We start from the raw sequence: 23,597 nt of genomic DNA, 5'->3' as shown, positions 1-23,597 counted from the left end.
AATAATACAAAGGAGCGTGATCAAATGAAAAAGTATTTGTATGTTTTTTTCGCCTTTCTGGCCTGCCTTTTTGTTAGTCAGAACGTCCATGCATCTAGCCCCTCTTATGATGTATTGTACTATGGTGGAACCTTGACCTTGGACAACTGGGACGACGCCACCTATGAGGAGGAGTTGGTCTATTATTTCAAAGATTCTTACAGAGGGCAGTATGTTAGTCTAGGAACGGCGGGGAATATGCCACAAGGCTTTGCAATTGAGATGCCGCCAAAGGTTGAGGTGGAAGGCCGTGATCTTCAAAGAGAACCTGAGATTACGAATCTAGGTGATGGCTACCGAGTGAAAATTTATAACAGTGGTGTGGCGACAGATACAGTCAAAATTAAAGTCACATGGAAATTAAAAAATCTTCTTTACTCACACAAGGATATCTTGCAGTTGAACTGGAAACCAATTACTGATGGTGATCAGAAGGTGGATGAAGTTCAATTTCGTGTTATTCCTAAGTTCGCACCAGCCAATGCCCAATCGGAACTGTACATCCATACAGCCTTTATGGGACCAGATGTGACTGTAAAAAAAGAAGATGGAATCTATTCTGCTACTTTCTATAACTTAGGTAAGGGAAAAGCGGTGGAGTTGTATGGATACTGGTTGAAGTCAGACTTATCTACTTTGTATGATTCTGGTCGAAATACAGGATTGACCAAATTGGATGAATTTCATAAGAACCAAGCCAAAATTGAACAAGAAAAATACTGGACACGCATGTTTTGGAAATGGATCTTGCCAGCCTTAATTATTGCACTCTGGCTTCTTTCTCTCTTGGGTCGCAATCGGTTCAAAAAAATGATTTGGCCTGGTGTTACCTATCCGACCGATACTCGTCTTTATGAGATTCCACAGGACATTGCACCTCTAATTATGAGTTCGGTTGTTTATTCAGCTGAATTAGACGAGGCCTCCCCGACCAATAAAGAGAAGGCGACTCCTCCGGTATTTACATTTGAAAAAATGCTTCAAGCCACTTTGCTGGATTTGATGGATCGTGGAGTGATAGTCTACGAGCAACAAGGAAATGAAGTTGTTTTGACCAGGAATTCTCATGGACATGTGGATGATTTTGAACGCTCTTTTATGAATATGGCTTTTGGGGATCAGGTTTCCTGTACCGTTAAAGATCTCTTTAAGAATTATGAATTTAGTGATGACGTATACAAACATGCCAAAAAAGCAGATCAAGATGCTATTCGTTCGCTAGGAAGTAGGGCTCAGGGTCGCTTTGATGCTGCTGTCAACCAGGTAGCCAAAGATGTTCATCGCAAGGTGGAAGATCTCCATTTGCCAAGCTACTATCGCCCTTTAGAGGCAACTGAAGAAGCGCAAGCTAGACGAAGCCTCTTCTTTGGTTGGGCTGCTTGGTTTATCGCCCTTGGAGCAGAAATCTTTGCCATCTTTGGGATGGGTTGGTTCTCTGTTCCTTGTTTGATAGAGATCCTCATACTTTGGTTTATGCCAGTGCGCTTCAATGGTGTCTTTAAAGCCTGCCTACGAGATGGTGTTGTCAATCTTGCGGGTGCTGAGCAACGCTATTACTGGGATAGTTTTGGTCGGATGTTGAAAGAGATTGCCCACCTCAACGATGCAGAGTTGCAGTCTCTGGTCCTATGGAATCGCTTATTGGTCTATGCGGCCTTGTATGGTGTAGCCGATCAGGTCACAAAGGTCATGAAACTTCGGAATATTCAGTTAGAAAATCAAGCCTTAAACGCCTTCGTTTACACTCCGTTCTATCATGATGTGACCCACTCAAGTCATGCCATGTCTACTTATGGATCGACAGCATCGACAGCTAGTCATTTCACAGTTTCTTCTGGTAGTGGAGGGGGCTTCTCTGGCGGAGGAGGCGGAGGAGGCTTTGGTGCCTTCTAAGCAGTACTAAGAATGGTATTGGTCGCTCTTTCCCTTCTAGTATGGAAGGCCTGGTCCAGTCCATAGATTTATGATATAATAGAGCAAATGTAAGTTTAGGAGAAAAAGATGTTTCTGATCGAATTAATCAAGGCGATCCTTTTTGGGATTGTCGAGGGGATTACAGAATGGCTACCGATCTCAAGTACAGGTCACTTGATTCTACTACAGGATTTTGTGCAGTTTAAAAACCAAGATCCAGCCTTTATGGAGATGTTCAATGTTGTGATCCAATTGGGTGCGATCCTAGCGGTTGTGGTAATTTATTTTGATAAATTATACCCCTTCAAACCTGGTAAATCTCCACTAGAAGTACGTCGGACCTGGCAATTATGGGCAAAAGTTGCAGTTGCAACCCTCCCTCTTGTCTTTGTTTTTAAATTAGATGATTGGTTTGAGGCGCATTTCCACAATTCGATTTCCGTTGCAATTATGTTGATCACCTACGGGATTGCCTTTATCTATTTGGAAAGACGGGAACAAGTCGAACCTGCAGTGACGGAGTTGCATAAGCTATCTTATCGAACAGCTCTTTATATCGGACTTTTCCAAGTCTTATCTCTATTTCCAGGTACAAGCCGTTCAGGCGCTACGATTGTAGGGGGCTTGATCAATGGTGTTAGCCGTCCAGTGGTGACAGAGTTTACCTTTTATCTGGGTATCCCGGCTATGTTTGGGGCTAGCCTCTTAAAGGTTGGGAAATTCGCTCTTGGCGGGCATTCACTTGCACTAGGGCAACTCTTTATTCTACTGGTAGCGATGGGAGTGGCCTTCGTGGTCAGCATGTACGCCATCCGCTTCTTGACAGATTATGTGAAAAATCATGATTTCACCGTCTTTGGGAAATACCGTATTGTTCTTGGTTCCATCTTGTTATTGTATGGCCTCTTCCGTGTTATTTTCTAAGAGAAGGGTTGAACTCGATCAAATTGTTTATTGAGGTTGGAGACTTTTGTCCCGACCTCTTTTCTATGCATCCTTTTTTTGAATTCTATCCATTTTTTTAGTATAATAGTAAGACTAGAAGTATGAGGTTATGCTATGAAGATGAAGCAAATTAGTGATTCAACAATTAAGATCACGATCCAACTAGAAGACTTAGAAGAACGCGGAATGGAAATTGCTGATTTCCTTGTCCCACAAGAAAAAACAGAAGAATTTTTCTATGCCATTTTGGATGAGCTCGAAATGCCAGAAAGCTTCCTGGATAGCGGGATGCTGAGCTTTCGTGTGACACCAAAACCGGATAAATTGGATGTTTTTGTTACCAAATCAAAAATTGATCAACAATTGGATTTTGAGGATTTGTCAGATCTTCCTGATATGGAAGAGTTGTCGCGCATGACGCCAGATGAATTTATCAAAACCTTGGAAAAAACAATCTCTGATAAGACAAAAGGGGATGCAGAAGCTATTCACCATTTGGAACAAGAAGAGTTACGTGACAATCAAGAACAAGATCCTACATCTGAAGCACCAGTAAGTCAGTATATTTATTACATTTTGCGTTTTTCAAATATCCAGCAAACAGTTGCCTTTTCAAAAATGGTCAGTTTTCCAGTGGATACCTCTGAATTATACAAAATGGGATCCGATTATTATTTAACCGTCTTGATCGATACAGAGGATCAACCAACTCAATATCCGACCTGGTTACTGGCCATCATTCGGGAGTATGCAGATGATTCAGAAGTGACACGAGCCGTTCTGCAGGAACACGGCCACTTACTAATGGTGTCTGGTGCGATTGAGAATTTGAAGAAAGTTGCTAGCTTATGATGTCCTTTTCCTTGCAATTTGTTCTGGTGCTGATTGGGACTTTTATGATTGCCTTGGTATTGACGCCCTTGGTTCGCTTATTCTCCTTTAAGATTGATGCAGTGGATTATCCGAATGCGCGTCGGATCAATACCAAGCCCATGCCAAGCGCGGGTGGACTGTCTATTGTGATCGCTTTTTCAATTGCGACTCTCGTCTTTATTCCTATGCTGACATCCACCACTGCCCCAATCAAAAGTTACCTATCCTATACCTTGCCGGTCGTAGGAGCGGGATGGATTATTGCTCTCACAGGCTTGATTGATGATGTAAAAGAGTTGTCAGCCAAGAAAAAGATGATCGGTATCCTGCTTGCAGCGAGTCTAGTCTGGTTTTTGACAGATTTTCGGCTGAATGATTTCAAGATTCCATTTGGTGGTCCCTTACTTCATTTTGAACCGTGGCTTTCTTATCTTTTGACAGTGATTTGGATTGTTGCCATTACCAATGCAGTCAATCTGATTGATGGATTGGATGGCTTGGTGAGTGGGGTCTCTATTATCTCCCTAGTGACAATGGGGATTGTGTCCTATTTCTTTCTACCAGTACCCAACCTCTTTCTGACCATGACCATTTTTGTCTTGGTTGCGTCCATTGCTGGTTTCTTTCCCTTTAACTACCATCCGGCCATTCTCTATTTGGGAGATACCGGTGCTCTGTTTATCGGTTTTATGATTTCTGTCTTGTCCCTGCAAGGTTTGAAAAATGCAACAGCAGTTGCAGTAGTCACCCCTATGATTATCCTTGGAGTGCCGATTACAGATACCTTTTTGGCGATTATCCGTCGGACCCTTTCTGGTCAAAAATTTTACAAGCCGGATCGCAATCACTTGCACCACCGCTTGCTTTCCTTGGGCTTGACGCATCGGGGAACTGTACTTGTGATCTATGGAATTTCGATGATCTTCTCCCTGATTTCTCTCTTGCTCAATATCTCTACTCGCATTGGGGGCGTCTTACTTGTGATCGGGCTCTTGTTTGGAGTAGAGCTGTTAGCAGAATTGATTGGGGTTCTGGGGCCTAGTCATAGTCCGCTATTAAATGTCCTTCGTTATATTGGCAATTCCTCCTACCGTGAGGAAGTTCGTCAAAAACGAAAAGAAAAAACTAAATAAGAATAGTTCTAATCAAAAGAAAAGCCATTTAGGCTTTTTTTTGATATACTTGAAAGGTAAAAAAATACTTTGTGATGAAGGAATCTTTGCTTTGAGAACCTTCCATACTTCAAAGTAAAAAGAAAGGGAATGCAATGTCGACATTAGAAATCAAAGACCTTCACGTTGAAATTGAAGGCAAAGAAATTTTAAAAGGTGTGAACCTAACCCTCAAAACTGGTGAGATCGCAGCCATCATGGGACCAAATGGAACAGGGAAATCTACTTTGTCAGCTGCCATTATGGGAAACCCAAATTATGAAGTGACCAAAGGGGAGATTCTGTTTGATGGTGTCAACATCTTGGAATTGGAAGTTGACGAACGTGCACGGATGGGCTTGTTTCTTGCTATGCAGTACCCTTCAGAAATCCCAGGAATTACCAATGCAGAATTTTTACGTGCAGCCATGAATGCTGGTAAAGAAGAGGACGAGAAGATCTCTATTCGTGATTTCATCAAAAAATTGGATGAAAAGATGGAACTGCTCAATATGAAAGAAGAAATGGCAGAACGCTACCTCAATGAAGGATTCTCTGGTGGTGAGAAAAAACGGAATGAAATCCTTCAATTATTGATGTTGGAGCCAACATTTGCTCTTTTGGACGAAATTGATTCTGGTTTGGATATTGATGCTCTTAAGGTCGTATCTAAAGGGGTTAATGCGATGCGGGGTGAAGGTTTTGGAGCAATGATCATCACCCACTACCAACGTTTGTTGAACTATATTACTCCTGACGTAGTTCATGTGATGATGGAAGGTCGTGTCGTGCTTTCAGGTGGACCAGAATTGGCTGCACGCTTGGAACGGGAAGGATACGCCCAACTTGCAGAAGAACTCGGTTACGACTATAAAGAAGAACTATAACTTGTGGACAAGTAGCCTTATTTGTCAGAAAATCAAACAGATAGTATCTTTATTAGGAGAAAAAAATGAGTATTGAAAATATTACCCTCTTTTCGGAACTGCATGCTGAACCAAGTTGGTTGCAAGAGTTACGAAAAAAAGCTTTTGACAAGATCGATCAGTTGGAATTACCAGCGATTGAACGCGTCAAATTCCACCGTTGGAATCTTGGGGACGGGACGATCACAGAAAGCGAGGCTTCTGCCAATGTTCCGGATTTTACAGCCCTTGATTCAAATTTAAAATTGGTCCAAGTTGGAACTCAGACTGTTTTTGAACAGGTGCCACAAGTCTTGGCAGACCAAGGGGTCCTCTTCATAGATTTCCATTCTGCCTTAGAAGAAATTCCGCAGGTGGTGGAAGACTACTTTATGTCTTCGGTCAAATACGATGATGACAAACTAGCAGCTTACCACACAGCATATTTTAATAGTGGGGCTGTCCTCTATATTCCGGATAACGTCGAAATTTCAGAACCAATCGAAGGCATTTTCTATCAGGATAGTGATAGTGATGTACCTTTTAACAAACACATTTTGATTATTGCCGGCAAAAATAGCAAGTTCAGCTATTTGGAACGCTTGGAATCAAAAGGTGATGGCACAGCAAAAGCAACTGCTAATGTGACGGTTGAAGTGATCGCCCGCTCAGGTGCTCAAGTGAAATTTGCGGCGATTGACCGCCTGGGTGAAAATGTCACAGCCTACATCAGTCGCCGTGGGAAACTAGGACAGGATGCCAGCATTGATTGGGCCATCGGTGTCATGAATGAAGGCAATGTTGTTGCAGACTTTGACAGTGACTTGGTTGGAAATGGAAGTCACGCTGATTTGAAGGTCGTTGCCTTATCAAGTGGTCGTCAGGTGCAAGGGATTGACACGCGCGTGACCAACTTTGGTTGTAAATCAATCGGAAATATCCTGCAACACGGTGTCATTCTTGAAAAAGGAACCTTGACCTTCAATGGAATCGGTCATATTATCAAGGGTGCTAAAGGAGCAGATGCCCAGCAAGAAAGCCGTGTCTTGATGTTATCGGATCAAGCGCGTTCAGATGCTAACCCAATCCTCTTGATTGATGAAAATGACGTTACAGCAGGTCATGCAGCATCGATCGGTCAAGTGGATCCAGAAGATATGTATTACCTCATGAGTCGTGGTCTGGATCAACACACGGCAGAACGCTTAGTAGTGCGTGGTTTCTTGGGATCTGTTATTGTTGAAATTCCAGTTAAAGAAGTACGTGATGAAATGATTGCTACCATCGAAGAAAAGTTATCTCAACGCTAAGGAGAAACAATGCTAGATAAAAATACGATTGCTCAAGATTTTCCCATTCTCGATCAACTAGTCCACGATGAGCCTTTGGTTTATCTAGATAATGCAGCGACGACGCAAAAACCTAAAAGTGTTCTCGAAGCAGTCAATCACTATTATTTACAAGATAATGCCAATGTCCACCGTGGAGTTCATACCTTGGCTGAACGAGCGACAGCAGCTTATGAGGCAGCGCGTGAGAAAGTCAGAAAATTCATCAATGCTTCATCAACCAAGGAAGTGCTCTTTACAAGAGGGACAACGACGGGACTCAACTGGGTAGCGCGCTATGCAGAAGAAGTCCTAAAAGAAGGGGACGAAGTCCTGATTTCCATCATGGAACATCACTCCAACATCATCCCTTGGCAGCAAGCCTGCAAGAAAACAGGAGCAAAACTGGTCTATGTCTATCTAAAAGATGGCTTACTGGATATGCAGGACTTAAAGAGCAAGCTTAGTGAGAAGACAAAATTTGTCTCCATCACCCATGCTTCCAATGTCTTAGGGGTGGTCAATCCGATCAAGGAAATTGCTCAATTAGCTCACGAAGTTGGAGCGATGATGGTCGTAGATGGGGCTCAATCAACCCCTCATATGGCTATTGATGTACAAGACTTAGATGCGGATTTCTTTGCTTTTTCTGGCCATAAGATGGCTGCACCAACAGGGATTGGTGTCCTCTATGGAAAGGAAGAAATCTTAGAGCAAATGTCTCCGATCGAGTTTGGGGGCGAGATGATTGACTTTGTCTACGAGCAATCTGCTTCTTGGAAGGAATTGCCTTGGAAATTTGAAGCTGGAACACCTAATATGGCTGGTGCAATTGGTCTTGGTGCAGCGATCGATTACTTAGAGGGGTTGGGAATGGATCAAATAGAAGCGCATGAGCATGAATTGATTGCCTATGTGTTTCCAAAATTACAGGCTATCGAAGGCTTGAAGATCTATGGTTCCCAAGACTTAGCCCAACGTTCTGGTGTGATTTCTTTTAATCTTGGAGACCTCCATCCGCATGATTTGGCAACAGCTCTAGATTACGAAGGGATTGCCGTTCGTGCAGGTCACCACTGTGCACAACCCTTGCTTCAATATTTACAAGTTCCGGCAACAACGAGAGCAAGTTTTTATCTCTACAACACCAAAGCGGACTGTGATAAATTAATTGAGGCATTGGTAAAAGCAAAGGAGTTTTTCAATGGCACTTTCTAAATTAGATTCGCTGTACATGGCGGTCGTAGCTGACCATTCAAAACACCCCCACCACCAAGGACAGATTGAAGATGTTGATCAGATCCAACTCAACAATCCAACTTGTGGAGATGTGATCCAGTTAAGTGTAAAATTTGATGAAAATGATAGGGTCCAAGATATTGCCTTTGTCAATTCAGGCTGTACCATTTCAACAGCTTCGGCTAGTATGATGACAGATGCTGTAATAGGAAAAACAAAAGAGGAAGTTGAAGAATTAGCACAGGTCTTTTCAGAAATGGTCCAAGGTCAATCAGATCCTCGTCAAGAGGAACTGGGTGACGCAGCCTTCTTATCTGGAGTCTCTAAATTCCCACAACGGATTAAATGTGCGACCCTCTCCTGGAATGCTCTTAAAAAAGCGATCGAACGTAGCAAATAATTAGAAGAAGAAACAGAGAAAGAAAGGAAATTATGACTGAAGAAAGAGTCGAACCGAAACCAATTGATCTCGGTGAATATAAATTTGGATTTCACGATGACGTTCAACCTATTCTCTCTACAGGAAAAGGCTTGAACGAAGCAGTTATTCGTGAATTATCTGCAGCAAAAAATGAACCAGAATGGATGTTAGAATTCCGTTTGAAATCTTTTGAAACCTTCAAAAAGATGCCTATGCAAACCTGGGGTGCAGATCTATCAGAGATTGACTTTGATGATTTGATCTATTATCAAAAACCTTCAGATAAACCTGCCCGTTCATGGGATGAAGTTCCAGAGAAAATCAAGGAAACCTTTGAGCGTATCGGGATTCCTGAAGCGGAACGTGCTTACTTAGCAGGGGCTTCTGCCCAGTATGAATCAGAAGTGGTTTATCACAATATGAAAGAAGAGTTTGAAAAGTTGGGGATTATCTTTACCGATACGGATTCTGCCCTAAAAGAATATCCAGACCTTTTCAAACAGTATTTTGCGAAGTTAGTACCACCAACGGACAACAAATTGGCTGCCCTCAACTCAGCAGTCTGGTCTGGTGGGACCTTCATTTATGTACCAAAAGGCGTAAAAGTAGACGTCCCCCTTCAAACATACTTCCGTATCAACAACGAAAATACTGGTCAGTTTGAACGTACCTTGATTATCGTGGACGAGGGAGCAAGTGTTCACTATGTAGAAGGATGTACAGCACCGACCTACTCAAGCAATAGCCTCCATGCAGCGATTGTCGAGATCTTTGCCTTGGATGGTGCTTACATGCGCTATACGACCATCCAAAACTGGTCTGACAATGTCTACAACTTGGTAACCAAGCGGGCCAAGGCTCAAAAAGATGCCACAGTTGAGTGGATCGACGGAAACCTAGGTGCCAAGACAACTATGAAGTACCCATCTGTTTATCTAGATGGAGAAGGAGCGCGTGGTACCATGTTGTCCATTGCCTTTGCGAATGCAGGGCAACACCAAGATACAGGTGCCAAGATGATCCACAACGCCCCTCATACTAGTTCATCTATCGTATCGAAATCTATTGCGAAAGGTGGCGGAAAGGTAGACTACCGTGGACAAGTAACCTTTAACAAAAATTCCAAGAAATCAGTTTCTCACATCGAGTGTGACACCATTATTATGGATGATTTATCTGCATCAGATACAATTCCATTTAATGAAATCCACAACTCACAAGTTGCTTTGGAGCACGAAGCTAAGGTTTCAAAAATCTCAGAAGAGCAACTTTATTATTTGATGAGTCGTGGACTGTCTGAATCAGAAGCGACAGAAATGATTGTCATGGGATTTGTAGAGCCCTTTACGAAAGAACTTCCAATGGAATATGCCGTTGAGTTAAACCGACTCATTAGCTACGAAATGGAAGGCTCTGTAGGGTAATTCATTTTTGTCAATCAAAAAACACAATGGACTTGATTCCATTGTGTTTTTTTATTTATAGCTTTTCGTTGACATAACGAACAAATTCATTCCACCAAACCTTTAAGAAAAAGCTTTTCTCAATGGTTCTTCCCGCTACCATATCGACCGTTGGCTCCTGATCTTCTAGATAGCCTCGCCCGATTTTATCTGGATCAGTATAGTGTAATTTTCCAAGAGTGGTTCCTGATTTGACAGGTGCCTTGAATGATTCTTGAGTGCTCTTGAATTGAATTTTTGGTTCTGCTTGACTGCCTTGTTTTTCGACGATATAGAAGTCTTTTTTTGCAACAGCTAAAACAGTCTCAGACTTCCCATCCATAACACTTGCCTTACTTTTCCCGTAAGGATCTCCTTCTTTGACGACAATGGAAGAAACAAAGGTTCTTACCACGTAGTTCATCAGAGAAGAAGTAGCCACAAAGCGTGCATATGGATCACCGTCAACGGCCTCTACTCCTAGGACAACAGTAATCATATGGATGCCATTTTGCGTCGTCGATGCAGCAAAGGTGATACCTCCTTTGGTAGAGTTGCTGACCCGAAGGCCGTCGACTCCAGACCGGTAATTCGGCATGCCTTCTAGCATCAGGTTGGGGTTTTCAATCTGCGTGTTTGAAAAAAGAGCAGTGGGTTTTGAAGTATATTTGGTCACTTCAGGAAAATCCTGGAGTAAGTGCTTGGCAATAACAGCAATATCATAAGCACTCAATTGATTTTCGTCTTCTTTTCCATCAGGATCTCCGCTGATGGTTTGTGCATTTAATCCGGTAGCATTGATTAAATGAGGAGATTGAATGCCCCATTCAGCAAGTTTCTTCTTCATTTTTTCAACGAAACTTTTCTCAGAGCCACCCACTTTCTCAGCTAAGGCCAAGGCAGCAGTGCTAGAATTTCCAACTAAAAGAGCAGTCAATAACTGTTCAACCGTATATTGGTTCGCCTCCATAGGAAGAGTACCAGCACCTTCGATATCATTTAAGGACAAAGCTTTCTCAGACAGCATGATAGGATCTTTCAGAGAAAGTTTTTTTTCATGAATGGCTTCGAAAATCAGATAAGTGGTTAAGAGTGTAGACAGTCCCCCTACATCTCGTTTTTTCTCCGAGTCCTTTTCGTAGAGAATTTTACCTGTATCAGCTTCAACAGCAATGGCACTTTGGACAGGAAGATTTAGCTCCTCTGCCAGAACGATTCGATAAGGCAGACAGCATAACAGCAGCATGAAGGTTAAAAAAGAAAGAAAGAATTTTTTCACAGTTGTTTCCTCGTTACTTAGTCTTCTCTATTGTATCATACAAATGATTAATGGAAAATCGTAAAATCATCAATTAGACTAAAAAGTCAGTCATAGCAAGGTTTTTGGATAGTGATAAAGCGAATATTCAGAAAATTTAGTTTACTTTTTTTTCTACTTGTGATATAATCTTAAACAAATCTAAAAAAACTATTGGAGAATTCCTATGAAAAAAGGTAAAGTATTCGCAGTTGCCGGAGTAACACTCCTTGCAGCTGGATTGTTAGCTGCATGTTCAGGATCAAACACAAGTAAATCAGGTTCTGGTTCAAACGAAGACAAAAACTATGGTTATGTCTACACTACTGACCCAACAACTTTGGACTATACTGTGTCTTCTAAATCTGCCACTCAAGATCTCACTACAAACATCGTAGACGGTTTGATGGAAAATGACAAGTATGGAAATCTTGTGCCATCACTTGCAGAAGATTGGTCTGTTTCAAAAGACGGTTTGACTTATACCTACAAGATTCGTAAAGGGGTTAAATGGTACGATGCAGACGGTGAAGAACGCGGTGAAGTGACGGCCAAAGACTTCGTGACTGGTTTGAAACACGCTGCTGATAAAAAATCAGAAGAACTTCCATTAGTTCAAGGCTCAATCAAAGGCTTGGATGATTATGTGCAAGGAAAAACTACAGACTTCAGCCAAGTTGGTGTTAAAGCTGTAGACGATTATACACTTCAGTACACATTGAACAAACCTGAAACTTTCTGGAATTCTAAAACGACTAACGGAATCTTGTTCCCAATTAGCACAGACTTCTTGAAGAGTAAAGGCGATGATTTTGGTCAACCAAACGATGTGAAATCAGTCCTTGCAAACGGACCTTTCCTTCTTAAATCTATTACATCAAAATCATCCGTTGTATTTGAAAAGAATGACAACTACTGGGATAAGAAAAACGTTCACGTCAAGGAAGTGAAACTTACTTATTACGATGGATCAGATCAAGATTCATTGGCACGTGGTTTCTCTGATGGAGCTTATACAGCTGCTCGTCTTTTCCCATCAAGCTCAAACTTTGCAACAGTAGAGAAAAAATACAAAGACAATATCTACAACACACCAGCTGGTTCAGGTGTAGCAATCCTTGGTTTCAATATCGATCGCCAATCATACAAACACACTGCTAAGAAATCAGATGCTGAAAAATCTTCTACTAAGAAAGCAATCTTGAACAAAGATTTCCGTCAAGCCATCACTTTTGCCTTGAACCGTGAAAACTACTCAGCACAAGTCAATGGTAAAGAATTTGCTAAACCAGCTATCCGTAATACATATGTTGCACCTGCATTCGTACAAGTAGATGGAAAAGACTTCGGAAATGTAGTTGCAGATAAGTTGACTACTTATGGAGACCAGTGGAAGGGTATCAACCTTGCAGATGGTCAAGACGGTCTTTACAACAAAGATAAAGCTAAAGCACAACTTGAAAAAGCAAAAGCTGAACTTCAAAAAGACGGCGTTCAATTCCCAATTCATATTGACGTTCCTGTTATTCAAAATGCAACAAGTATAGTTACACGTATGCAGTCATTGAAACAAACAGTGGAAGAAACTCTTGGTAAAGACAACGTAGTTGTTGATCTTCAAATGATGGACCAAGATGAAGTATTGAACCTTACTTTGAACGTGCCATCAGCAGCAGATGCAGATTGGGATCTTCAAGGTATGGTCGGTTGGAACCCAGACTATCAAGATCCATCAACTTACCTTGATACTCTCCAACCATCTTCTGAAGACCAAACAAAAGTCTACCTTGGTTTTGCAGGTGGTGTAGATAACCCATCAGCTAAAGCTGTAGGTTTGGATGAGTTTGCAAAACTTCTCGACGATGCAAATAACGAAACTCAAGATGTTGTGAAACGTTATGAAAAATATGCAGCAGCTCAAGCTTGGTTGACAGATAGCGCAATTGTAGTACCTACAATGTCATCATCAGGTGCAGCAACTGTCATCTCTAAAGTGGTACCATTCTCTGGTGCTTCAGCTCAAGCTGGTAACAAAGGATCAGCATACTTCAAATATGTAGAAGTTCAAGATGAACCAGTTACTAAGAAACAATACGAACAAGCACGTGAAAAATGGCAAAAAGAAAAAGTTGAGTCAAACAAAAAAGCTCAACAAGATCTTGAAAAACACGTTAAATAATTAAATTATTGCTTTTCATTAGAACTTTCTCTTCTAGGGGAGAAAGTTCTTTTGGACATTAAAGGAATGAAATATGAAAAAATATGTTTTTATGCGTATTTTGCGTTCGTTAGTGTCGATCTTTCTTGTCACGACATTAACCTACATGATTATCTATACGCTAACACCGAGAAATCTCATCTTTAAAAATGACCCCAACTACAATAAAGTAGCGAAGACAAAAGATTCGAAGATCAACTACGAAAATACGGTCTACGATCGCATGGGTTATTTGGAATACATGGATTCAAAGAGCTTGCAACAAAAAGCAAGTAAAGAAGATTCTTCTGTAACAGTTGATGCGACGACTGCTAATGAAAAGATCTATAAGGAATACATTAACAAATTAGGTCATGGTTGGCAGTTGAAACGTTTCCCAGAAAGTAAGTCTTTCTATGCGGTGCGTGAAATTCCGGTTTTTGAACGTGTCATCAGCTTCTATGCGAATTTGATTCAATTTGATCATCCAGGTTGGGTGAAAGATGCCTCAAACCCAAATCTCAAACGCTATATCCGTATTGAAAATGATCCATCTATTGGTTGGTCAGTTGTAGGTTCTGGAACGAAACACAAATACCTCTTGTACTTTAATGGTCAATTCCCATATGTACACCAAAACTTTGTAACCTTAAACCTTGGAAATTCATATCCAACTTATTCTAATACCCCAGTTCTTCAAGTTATCACACAAGGACAAGGAACAACTAAGAAGAGTGAAGTGAACTTCCCAACAGGTAAAAAGACATCTTCAATCGATATCTACTCACGTACTTACAAATCACCAAGTAAGGCAGATTCACAAGATATCAGTCGATTTGGTAAAGGGGATGCTTATACAGCAACTTTGAGCAATTACGAGAATCCATCCATGATTGCATCTTCTTCAATCATTGGTTTGATTGGTATTGCGATTGCTTACTTGATTGCGATCCCATTAGGATCTTACATGGCTCTGTTCAAGAACTCATGGTTTGATAGCATCTCGACAGCTGTTTTGACATTTATGATGTCTCTTCCAACTATTGCCCTTGTTTACATTGTGCGTCTAACAGGTTCTTTCTTTGGACTTCCAGACTCATTTCCAGTTCTTGGAGCACAGGATTGGCGTTCATATGTATTGCCTTCTCTGATTCTTGGTTTGTTGAGTGCGCCATTTATCGCAGTTTGGATTCGTCGTTACATGATCGATATCCACTCGCAAGATTTTGTTCGTTTTGCTCGTTCAAAAGGATTGTCAGAGCGTGAGATCTCAAGAAAACACATCTTCAAAAATGCAATGGTCCCATTGGTGTCTGGTATTCCAGGTGCTATTATTGGAGTTATCTCAGGTGCGACACTTACTGAAACAGTCTTCGCTTTCCCAGGTATGGGTAAAATGTTGATTGACTCTATTAAAGCATCAAACAACACCATGGTCATCGGACTTGTCTTCATTTTCACATCGCTTGGTATCTTTGCGGCCATGTTAGGTGATATCTTGATGACAGTACTTGACCCACGGATTAAATTAACGAATACGAAAGGAGGCAAATAATGGCTACAATCGATAAAAATAAATTTCAGTTTGTAAAACGCGATGACTTTGCCTCTGAAGTAATCGATGCTCCAGCGTATTCATACTGGAAATCTGTATTCAGACAATTCTTGAAAAAAAGAACCACTATCATTATGCTTGCTATTTTGATTGGAATTCTCTTGATGAGTTTTGTCTATCCTATGTTTTCAAATTTTGATTACAACGACGTAAGTAAGGTAAATGACTTTTCAGCACGTTTGAATCCACCAAGTGGAAAAGCACTATTTGGTACAGATAATAACGGTAAATCCCTCTTTGATGGAGTTTGGTTTGGTGCTCGGAATTCAATTATCATTTCCTTCATTGCAACGGTTATTAACGTGGTAGTCGGAGTTATCGTTGGTGGAATTTGGGGGATTTCAAAATCCATCGACCGTATCATGATGGAAGTTTATAACGTTATTTCTAACATTCCATTTATGTTGATCGTTATCGTCTTGACTTACTCAATGGGATCTGGTTTCTGGAACTTGATTCTTGCCATGTCCTTAACCGGATGGATCGGAATTGCCTATACCATTCGTGTCCAAATCATGCGTTACCGTGATTTGGAGTACAACCTTGCCAGTCGAACATTAGGAACACCAACTTTGAAAATTGTTACGAAAAACATTTTGCCTCAGTTGGTATCTGTAATCGTGACACAAACATCACAATTACTTCCAAGCTTTATTTCTTACGAAGCCTTCCTTTCATTCTTCGGGCTTGGTCTTCCAATCACCGTTCCAAGTTTGGGACGTTTGATTTCTGACTATTCTCAAAACGTAACTACAAATGCCTACCTATTCTGGATTCCGCTTACTGTTTTGATTTTAGTATCCTTGTCATTCTTTATCGTCGGACAAAACTTGGCCGATGCCAGCGACCCACGTACACATAGATAGGAGGAGTAGATATGACATCAAATAACAATATTATTTTATCTGCTCAAGATATCGTAGTGGAATTTGACGTGCGCGATCGCGTACTGACAGCTATTCGTGGCGTATCGCTTGAGCTAGTAGAAGGTGAAGTTCTTGCCTTGGTTGGTGAGTCAGGTTCAGGGAAATCAGTTTTGACAAAAACATTCACGGGAATGTTAGAAGATAATGGCCGTATTGCTCAAGGTTCGATTAAGTACCGTGGCCAAGAATTGACGGATTTGGCATCCAATAAAGATTGGGAAAATATTCGTGGTTCTAAAATCGCTACAATTTTCCAAGACCCAATGACAAGTTTGGACCCAATCAATACAATTGGTTCACAAATTACTGAAGTCATTATCAAACACCAAGGGAAAACAGCTAAAGAAGCTAGAGAAATGGCTTTGGACTATATGGAGAAAGTTGGAATTCCGGATGCTGAACGTCGTTTTGACGAATATCCCTTCCAATATTCAGGTGGGATGCGCCAACGGATCGTTATTGCGATTGCCTTGGCCTGCCGTCCAGATATCTTGATCTGTGACGAACCTACAACGGCCCTTGACGTAACTATTCAAGCGCAAATCATTGATTTGTTGAAATCCCTTCAAAAAGAATACCAATTTACAGTTATCTTTATCACCCACGACTTAGGTGTGGTTGCAAGTATTGCTGATAAAGTAGCCGTTATGTATGCTGGAGAAATCGTTGAGTTTGGTAAAGTAGAAGAAATTTTCTATGATCCAAAACATCCATACACATGGAGTTTGCTTTCAAGCTTGCCTCAATTGTCAACCTCAGATGGTGATCTTTATTCTATTCCAGGGACTCCACCATCATTGTATGCTCCAATCAAAGGAGATGCCTTTGCTCTTCGTTCAGACTATGCGATGCAAATTGATTTTGAAGAAGAAGCACCCGCCTTTAAAGTTACAGATACTCACTGGGCTAAGACCTGGTTGCTCCATCCAGATGCACCAACAGTTCATAAACCAGAAGTAATCGATAACCTTCACGAAAAGATTGGCTCAAAAATGGGCTTCACTCACATTACAGAATAGGAGGAAGGAAATGACTGAAAAATTAGTTGAAATTAAAGATTTAGAAATTTCCTTCGGTGAAGGAAGTAAAAAATTCGTTGCTGTGAAAAACGCTAACTTCTTCATTAATAAGGGAGAAACATTCTCTCTTGTTGGTGAATCAGGAAGTGGGAAGACAACAATTGGACGTGCTATCATTGGTTTGAATGATACAAGTGCTGGAGAAATTATTTATGACGGTCGCAAAATCAACGGAAGAAACTCTCACAGTGAAAAATCAGAGTTGATCCGTAAAATTCAAATGATCTTCCAAGACCCAGCAGCAAGTTTGAATGAACGTGCAACAGTTGATTATATTATCTCTGAAGGTTTGATCAATCACCATTTGTTTAACAGTGAAGAAGAACGTCAGGAAAAAGTAAAAAATATTATGCATGAAGTTGGGCTTCTTGCAGAACATTTGACACGTTACCCTCACGAATTCTCAGGTGGACAACGTCAACGGATCGGTATTGCACGTGCACTTGTCATGGAACCAGAATTTGTCATTGCGGATGAACCAATCTCGGCCCTTGACGTTTCGGTTCGTGCGCAGGTTTTGAACCTTTTGAAAAAATTCCAAAGAGAATTAGGTTTGACCTACCTCTTTATCGCCCATGACTTATCAGTTGTGCGCTTCATTTCTGACCGTATTGCAGTTATCTATAAAGGGGTTATTGTAGAAGTAGCAGAAACTGAAGAGCTATTTAACCACCCAATCCATCCATACACGCAATCACTTCTTTCAGCAGTCCCAATTCCAGATCCAATTCTAGAACGTAAAAAAGTTCTTAAAATCTATGATCCAGAACAACATGATTACTCTGAAGATAAACCACAAATGGTTGAAATTAAACCAGGTCATTATGTTTGGGCTAATAAAGCTGAGGAAAACAAATACAGACAAGAATATAAATAGAGAGGATTACCTCTCTATTTTCTTTATTTCAAAAAAACTTTCAAAAAAATAAAATTTTTTGAAAAAAAGTGTTGACAGTAAGTCCAGGTCATGATATACTAATATAGTTGTCGCGAGAGAGCGACAAAGACCTTTGAAAACTGAACAAGACGAACCAATGTGCAGGGCACTATAACGGAAGTTATAGTAACTGAACAATAAAAAACAATAAATCTGTCAGTGACAGAATGAGTTTAAGACAAACAATTATTTTAATGAGAGTTTGATCCTGGCTCAGGATGAACGCTGGCGGCGTGCCTAATACATGCAAGTAGAACGCTGAAGCTTGGTGCTTGCACCGAGCGGATGAGTTGCGAACGGGTGAGTAACGCGTAGGTAACCTGCCTGGTAGCGGGGGATAACTATTGGAAACGATAGCTAATACCGCATAACAGTAGATGTTGCATGACATCTGCTTGAAAGGGGCAAATGCTTCACTACCAGATGGACCTGCGTTGTATTAGCTAGTTGGTGAGGTAACGGCTCACCAAGGCGACGATACATAGCCGACCTGAGAGGGTGATCGGCCACACTGGGACTGAGACACGGCCCAGACTCCTACGGGAGGCAGCAGTAGGGAATCTTCGGCAATGGACGGAAGTCTGACCGAGCAACGCCGCGTGAGTGAAGAAGGTTTTCGGATCGTAAAGCTCTGTTGTAAGAGAAGAACGAGTGTGAGAGTGGAAAGTTCACACTGTGACGGTAACTTACCAGAAAGGGACGGCTAACTACGTGCCAGCAGCCGCGGTAATACGTAGGTCCCGAGCGTTATCCGGATTTATTGGGCGTAAAGCGAGCGCAGGCGGTTAGATAAGTCTGAAGTTAAAGGCTGTGGCTTAACCATAGTACGCTTTGGAAACTGTTTAACTTGAGTGCAGAAGGGGAGAGTGGAATTCCATGTGTAGCGGTGAAATGCGTAGATATATGGAGGAACACCGGTGGCGAAAGCGGCTCTCTGGTCTGTAACTGACGCTGAGGCTCGAAAGCGTGGGGAGCAAACAGGATTAGATACCCTGGTAGTCCACGCCGTAAACGATGAGTGCTAGGTGTTGGGTCCTTTCCGGGACTCAGTGCCGCAGCTAACGCATTAAGCACTCCGCCTGGGGAGTACGACCGCAAGGTTGAAACTCAAAGGAATTGACGGGGGCCCGCACAAGCGGTGGAGCATGTGGTTTAATTCGAAGCAACGCGAAGAACCTTACCAGGTCTTGACATCCCTCTGACCGCTCTAGAGATAGAGCTTTCCTTCGGGACAGAGGTGACAGGTGGTGCATGGTTGTCGTCAGCTCGTGTCGTGAGATGTTGGGTTAAGTCCCGCAACGAGCGCAACCCCTATTGTTAGTTGCCATCATTCAGTTGGGCACTCTAGCGAGACTGCCGGTAATAAACCGGAGGAAGGTGGGGATGACGTCAAATCATCATGCCCCTTATGACCTGGGCTACACACGTGCTACAATGGCTGGTACAACGAGTCGCGAGTCGGTGACGGCAAGCTAATCTCTTAAAGCCAGTCTCAGTTCGGATTGTAGGCTGCAACTCGCCTACATGAAGTCGGAATCGCTAGTAATCGCGGATCAGCACGCCGCGGTGAATACGTTCCCGGGCCTTGTACACACCGCCCGTCACACCACGAGAGTTTGTAACACCCGAAGTCGGTGAGGTAACCATTTGGAGCCAGCCGCCTAAGGTGGGATAGATGATTGGGGTGAAGTCGTAACAAGGTAGCCGTATCGGAAGGTGCGGCTGGATCACCTCCTTTCTAAGGAAAAGGAAACCTGTACGTTGGTCTTGTTTAGTTTTGAGAGGTCTTGTGGGGCCTTAGCTCAGCTGGGAGAGCGCCTGCTTTGCACGCAGGAGGTCAGCGGTTCGATCCCGCTAGGCTCCATTAACACTTTAGTAGTGTTAAGTTTGAACATTGAAAATTGAATATCTATATCAAATAGTAACAAGAAAATAAACCGAAACGCTGTAAATATTTAAAGAGTTTAGGTCGCAAGACCAAAAATAAGGTTAAGTTAATAAGGGCGCACGGTGGATGCCTTGGCACTAGAAGCCGAAGAAGGACGTGACAAACGACGAAATGCTTTGGGGAGCTGTAAGTAAGCGACGATCCAGAGATGTCCGAATGGGGGAACCCACTAGCTAATGGCTAGTACTCCTATCTGTTAAGGATAGGTAGAGGAAGACGCAGTGAACTGAAACATCTAAGTAGCTGCAGGAAGAGAAAGCAAAAGCGATTGCCTGAGTAGCGGCGAGCGAAACGGCAGGAGGGCAAACCGAAGAGTTTACTCTTCGGGGTTGTAGGACTGCAATGTGGACTTAAAGAGTATAGAAGAATGACATGGGAAGGTCAGCCAAAGAGAGTAAGAGCCTCGTATTCGAAATAGTCTTTATACCTAGCAGTATCCTGAGTACGGCGGGACACGAGAAATCCCGTCGGAATCTGGGAGGACCATCTCCCAACCCTAAATACTCTCTAGTGACCGATAGTGAACCAGTACCGTGAGGGAAAGGTGAAAAGCACCCCGGGAGGGGAGTGAAATAGAACCTGAAACCGTGTGCCTACAACAAGTTCGAGCCCGTTAATGGGTGAGAGCGTGCCTTTTGTAGAATGAACCGGCGAGTTACGATATGATGCGAGGTTAAGTTGAAGAGACGGAGCCGCAGGGAAACCGAGTCTGAATAGGGCGCATTAGTATTATGTCGTAGACCCGAAACCATGTGACCTACCCATGAGCAGGTTGAAGGTGAGGTAAAACTCACTGGAGGACCGAACCAGGGCACGTTGAAAAGTGCTTGGATGACTTGTGGGTAGCGGAGAAATTCCAAACGAACTTGGAGATAGCTGGTTCTCTCCGAAATAGCTTTAGGGCTAGCGTCGACATTAGAGATTCTTGGAGGTAGAGCACTGTTTGGGTGAGGGGTCCATCCCGGATTACCAATCTCAGATAAACTCCGAATGCCAATGAATTATGGTCGGCAGTCAGACTGCGAGTGCTAAGATCCGTAGTCGAAAGGGAAACAGCCCAGACCACCAGCTAAGGTCCCAAAATAATTGTTAAGTGGAAAAGGATGTGGGGTTGCACAGACAACTAGGATGTTAGCTTAGAAGCAGCTATTCATTCAAAGAGTGCGTAATAGCTCACTAGTCGAGTGACCCTGCGCCGAAAATGTACCGGGGCTAAAACAATTTACCGAAGCTGTGGATACCTTTATAGGTATGGTAGGAGAGCGTTCTATGTGTGGAGAAGGTGTACCGTGAGGAGCGCTGGAACGCATAGAAGTGAGAATGCCGGTATGAGTAGCGAAAGACAGGTGAGAATCCTGTCCACCGTAAGACTAAGGTTTCCAGGGGAAGGCTCGTCCGCCCTGGGTTAGTCGGGACCTAAGGAGAGACCGAAAGGTGTATCCGATGGACAACAGGTTGATATTCCTGTACTAGAGTATGTAGTGAAGGAGGGACGCAGTAGGCTAACTAAAGCGTGCGACTGGAAGTGCACGTCTAAGCAGTGAGGTGTGAATTGAGTTAAATGCTTAGTTCTATAACATTGAGCTGTGATGGGGAGCGAAGTTTAGTAGCGAAGTTAGTGACGTCACACTGCCAAGAAAAGCTTCTAGCGTTTAAACATACTCTACCCGTACCGCAAACCGACACAGGTAGTCGAGGCGAGTAGCCTCAGGTGAGCGAGAGAACTCTCGTTAAGGAACTCGGCAAAATGACCCCGTAACTTCGGGAGAAGGGGTGCTGACTTTATGTCAGCCGCAGTGAATAGGCCCAAGCAACTGTTTATCAAAAACACAGCTCTCTGCTAAATCGTAAGATGATGTATAGGGGGTGACGCCTGCCCGGTGCTGGAAGGTTAAGAGGAGTGCTTAGCGTAAGCGAAGGTATGAATTGAAGCCCCAGTAAACGGCGGCCGTAACTATAACGGTCCTAAGGTAGCGAAATTCCTTGTCGGGTAAGTTCCGACCCGCACGAAAGGCGTAATGATTTGGGCACTGTCTCAACGAGAGACTCGGTGAAATTTTAGTACCTGTGAAGATGCAGGTTACCCGCGACAGGACGGAAAGACCCCATGGAGCTTTACTGCAGTTTGATATTGAGTGTCTGTGCCACATGTACAGGATAGGTAGGAGCCATAGAGATCGGGACGCCAGTTTCGATGGAGGCGTTGTTGGGATACTACCCTTGTGTTATGGCCACTCTAACCCGGTAGGTTAATCATCTACGGAGACAGTGTCTGACGGGCAGTTTGACTGGGGCGGTCGCCTCCTAAAAGGTAACGGAGGCGCCCAAAGGTTCCCTCAGAATGGTTGGAAATCATTCGCAGAGTGTAAAGGTATAAGGGAGCTTGACTGCGAGAGCTACAACTCGAGCAGGGACGAAAGTCGGGCTTAGTGATCCGGTGGTTCCGTATGGAAGGGCCATCGCTCAACGGATAAAAGCTACCCTGGGGATAACAGGCTTATCTCCCCCAAGAGTTCACATCGACGGGGAGGTTTGGCACCTCGATGTCGGCTCGTCGCATCCTGGGGCTGTAGTCGGTCCCAAGGGTTGGGCTGTTCGCCCATTAAAGCGGCACGCGAGCTGGGTTCAGAACGTCGTGAGACAGTTCGGTCCCTATCCGTCGCGGGCGTAGGAAATTTGAGAGGATCTGCTCCTAGTACGAGAGGACCAGAGTGGACTTACCGCTGGTGTACCAGTTGTCTCGCCAGAGGCATCGCTGGGTAGCTATGTAGGGAAGGGATAAACGCTGAAAGCATCTAAGTGTGAAACCCACCTCAAGATGAGATTTCCCATGATTTTATATCAGTAAGAGCCCTGAGAGAAGATCAGGTAGATAGGTTAGGAGTGGAAGTTGTGTGAGCAATGGAGCGGACTAATACTAATAGCTCGAGGACTTATCCAAAGAGTCAGAAGATATTGACAACGTGAGTTTAACTTGTTAGAATATAGATATTCAATTTTGAATGTTTAAACATTCAGAGTTAAGTGACGATAGCCTAGGAGATACACCTGTACCCATGCCGAACACAGCAGTTAAGCCCTAGAACGCCGGAAGTAGTTGGGGGTTGCCCCCTGTGAGATAAGGTAGTCGCTTAGCAAGAGATTGAGCCTAGTTAATTCTAGGCTCATTTGGGAGTTTAGCTCAGCTAAGGAGAACGTAAGTTCGACTTTGTCGAAACTGACAAGAGTCAGTGCACGACAGGGAACCAGTGAGCTAGACGACCATATGGGAGTTTAGCTCAGCTGGGAGAGCATCTGCCTTACAAGCAGAGGGTCAGCGGTTCGATCCCGTTAACTCCCAT

15 protein-coding genes, 2 tRNA genes and 3 rRNA genes are annotated in these 23,597 nt (G+C 42.9%); 19 read left to right on the top strand and 1 reads right to left on the bottom strand.

Features of this window, described 5'->3' with window-relative positions:
• Positions 1-24: 24 nt before the first annotated feature.
• The 9 genes from ACVC7Q_RS04860 (at position 25) to sufB (ending at position 10,239) form a co-directional block, all read left to right on the top strand.
• Entirely contained in the window at positions 25-1,932 is a 1,908-nt protein-coding gene (locus ACVC7Q_RS04860) for a DUF2207 family protein (RefSeq protein WP_447265048.1), read from the top strand.
• Positions 1,933-2,040: 108 nt separating this feature from the next.
• Entirely contained in the window at positions 2,041-2,877 is an 837-nt protein-coding gene (locus ACVC7Q_RS04855; RefSeq protein ID WP_447265047.1) for an undecaprenyl-diphosphate phosphatase, read from the top strand.
• 135 nt (positions 2,878-3,012) lie between these two features.
• Positions 3,013-3,750 (top strand): adaptor protein MecA, encoded by a 738-nt coding sequence (gene mecA, locus ACVC7Q_RS04850; RefSeq protein ID WP_447265046.1) that lies wholly within the window; start codon positions 3,013-3,015, stop codon positions 3,748-3,750.
• Positions 3,747-4,904: a glycosyltransferase family 4 protein gene (locus ACVC7Q_RS04845; protein ID WP_447265045.1), complete on the top strand. Its 1,158-nt coding sequence runs from the start codon at positions 3,747-3,749 to the stop codon at positions 4,902-4,904. The genes mecA and ACVC7Q_RS04845 overlap by 4 nt, the downstream gene beginning before the upstream one ends.
• 134 nt (positions 4,905-5,038) lie before the next feature.
• A complete protein-coding gene (gene sufC / locus ACVC7Q_RS04840) occupies positions 5,039-5,809 on the top strand; it encodes a Fe-S cluster assembly ATPase SufC (RefSeq protein ID WP_003004238.1) in 771 nt (256 codons plus the stop codon).
• Positions 5,810-5,874: 65 nt separating this feature from the next.
• On the top strand, positions 5,875-7,137 hold the full coding sequence (gene sufD, locus ACVC7Q_RS04835; protein WP_447265044.1) for a Fe-S cluster assembly protein SufD: 1,263 nt from the start codon (positions 5,875-5,877) through the stop codon (positions 7,135-7,137).
• A gap of 9 nt (positions 7,138-7,146) precedes the next feature.
• A complete protein-coding gene (locus ACVC7Q_RS04830; protein ID WP_447265043.1) occupies positions 7,147-8,373 on the top strand; it encodes a cysteine desulfurase in 1,227 nt (408 codons plus the stop codon).
• Positions 8,360-8,794 (top strand): Fe-S cluster assembly sulfur transfer protein SufU, encoded by a 435-nt coding sequence (sufU, locus tag ACVC7Q_RS04825; RefSeq protein ID WP_447265042.1) that lies wholly within the window; start codon positions 8,360-8,362, stop codon positions 8,792-8,794. Before ACVC7Q_RS04830 ends, sufU begins: the two co-directional genes overlap by 14 nt.
• A gap of 32 nt (positions 8,795-8,826) precedes the next feature.
• A complete protein-coding gene (gene sufB / locus ACVC7Q_RS04820) occupies positions 8,827-10,239 on the top strand; it encodes a Fe-S cluster assembly protein SufB (RefSeq protein WP_447265041.1) in 1,413 nt (470 codons plus the stop codon).
• A gap of 55 nt (positions 10,240-10,294) precedes the next feature.
• Here sufB and ACVC7Q_RS04815 read toward each other — a convergent pair whose 3' ends face one another.
• Entirely contained in the window at positions 10,295-11,536 is a 1,242-nt protein-coding gene (locus tag ACVC7Q_RS04815) for a serine hydrolase (RefSeq protein ID WP_447265040.1), read from the bottom strand.
• Positions 11,537-11,741: 205 nt separating this feature from the next.
• Here ACVC7Q_RS04815 and ACVC7Q_RS04810 point away from each other — a divergent pair, with 205 nt between their 5' ends.
• From ACVC7Q_RS04810 to ACVC7Q_RS04765, 10 genes are all read left to right on the top strand, one after another.
• A complete protein-coding gene (locus tag ACVC7Q_RS04810; protein WP_447265039.1) occupies positions 11,742-13,733 on the top strand; it encodes a peptide ABC transporter substrate-binding protein in 1,992 nt (663 codons plus the stop codon).
• A 73-nt stretch (positions 13,734-13,806) separates the two neighbouring features.
• Positions 13,807-15,306, top strand: a complete 1,500-nt coding sequence (locus ACVC7Q_RS04805) for an ABC transporter permease (RefSeq protein ID WP_254733173.1) — start codon at positions 13,807-13,809, stop codon at positions 15,304-15,306.
• Complete coding sequence (gene oppC, locus ACVC7Q_RS04800; protein WP_049475082.1) at positions 15,306-16,232, top strand: oligopeptide ABC transporter permease OppC; 927 nt, start codon at positions 15,306-15,308, stop codon at positions 16,230-16,232. Before ACVC7Q_RS04805 ends, oppC begins: the two co-directional genes overlap by 1 nt.
• A gap of 11 nt (positions 16,233-16,243) precedes the next feature.
• Complete coding sequence (locus ACVC7Q_RS04795; protein WP_021154495.1) at positions 16,244-17,311, top strand: ABC transporter ATP-binding protein; 1,068 nt, start codon at positions 16,244-16,246, stop codon at positions 17,309-17,311.
• 10 nt (positions 17,312-17,321) lie between these two features.
• Positions 17,322-18,248, top strand: coding sequence for an ATP-binding cassette domain-containing protein (locus ACVC7Q_RS04790; RefSeq protein ID WP_021154496.1), 927 nt, complete (start codon positions 17,322-17,324; stop codon positions 18,246-18,248).
• A gap of 250 nt (positions 18,249-18,498) precedes the next feature.
• Positions 18,499-20,046: ribosomal RNA gene (locus tag ACVC7Q_RS04785) — 16S ribosomal RNA — on the top strand.
• A 53-nt stretch (positions 20,047-20,099) separates the two neighbouring features.
• Positions 20,100-20,172, top strand: a tRNA-Ala gene (locus tag ACVC7Q_RS04780).
• 123 nt (positions 20,173-20,295) lie between these two features.
• Positions 20,296-23,197 (top strand): 23S ribosomal RNA (locus ACVC7Q_RS04775).
• 79 nt (positions 23,198-23,276) lie between these two features.
• Positions 23,277-23,392: ribosomal RNA gene (gene rrf, locus ACVC7Q_RS04770) — 5S ribosomal RNA — on the top strand.
• Together the 16S, 23S and 5S rRNA genes with 2 tRNA genes alongside form the textbook arrangement of a ribosomal RNA operon.
• 131 nt (positions 23,393-23,523) lie before the next feature.
• Positions 23,524-23,596 (top strand) — tRNA-Val (locus tag ACVC7Q_RS04765).
• Position 23,597: the final 1 nt, after the last annotated feature.

This window comes from Streptococcus sp. W151, assembly GCF_053010205.1.
The sequence above is the reverse complement of the archived record's forward strand: the minus strand, read 5'-3'. Positions and strand labels throughout refer to the sequence as shown.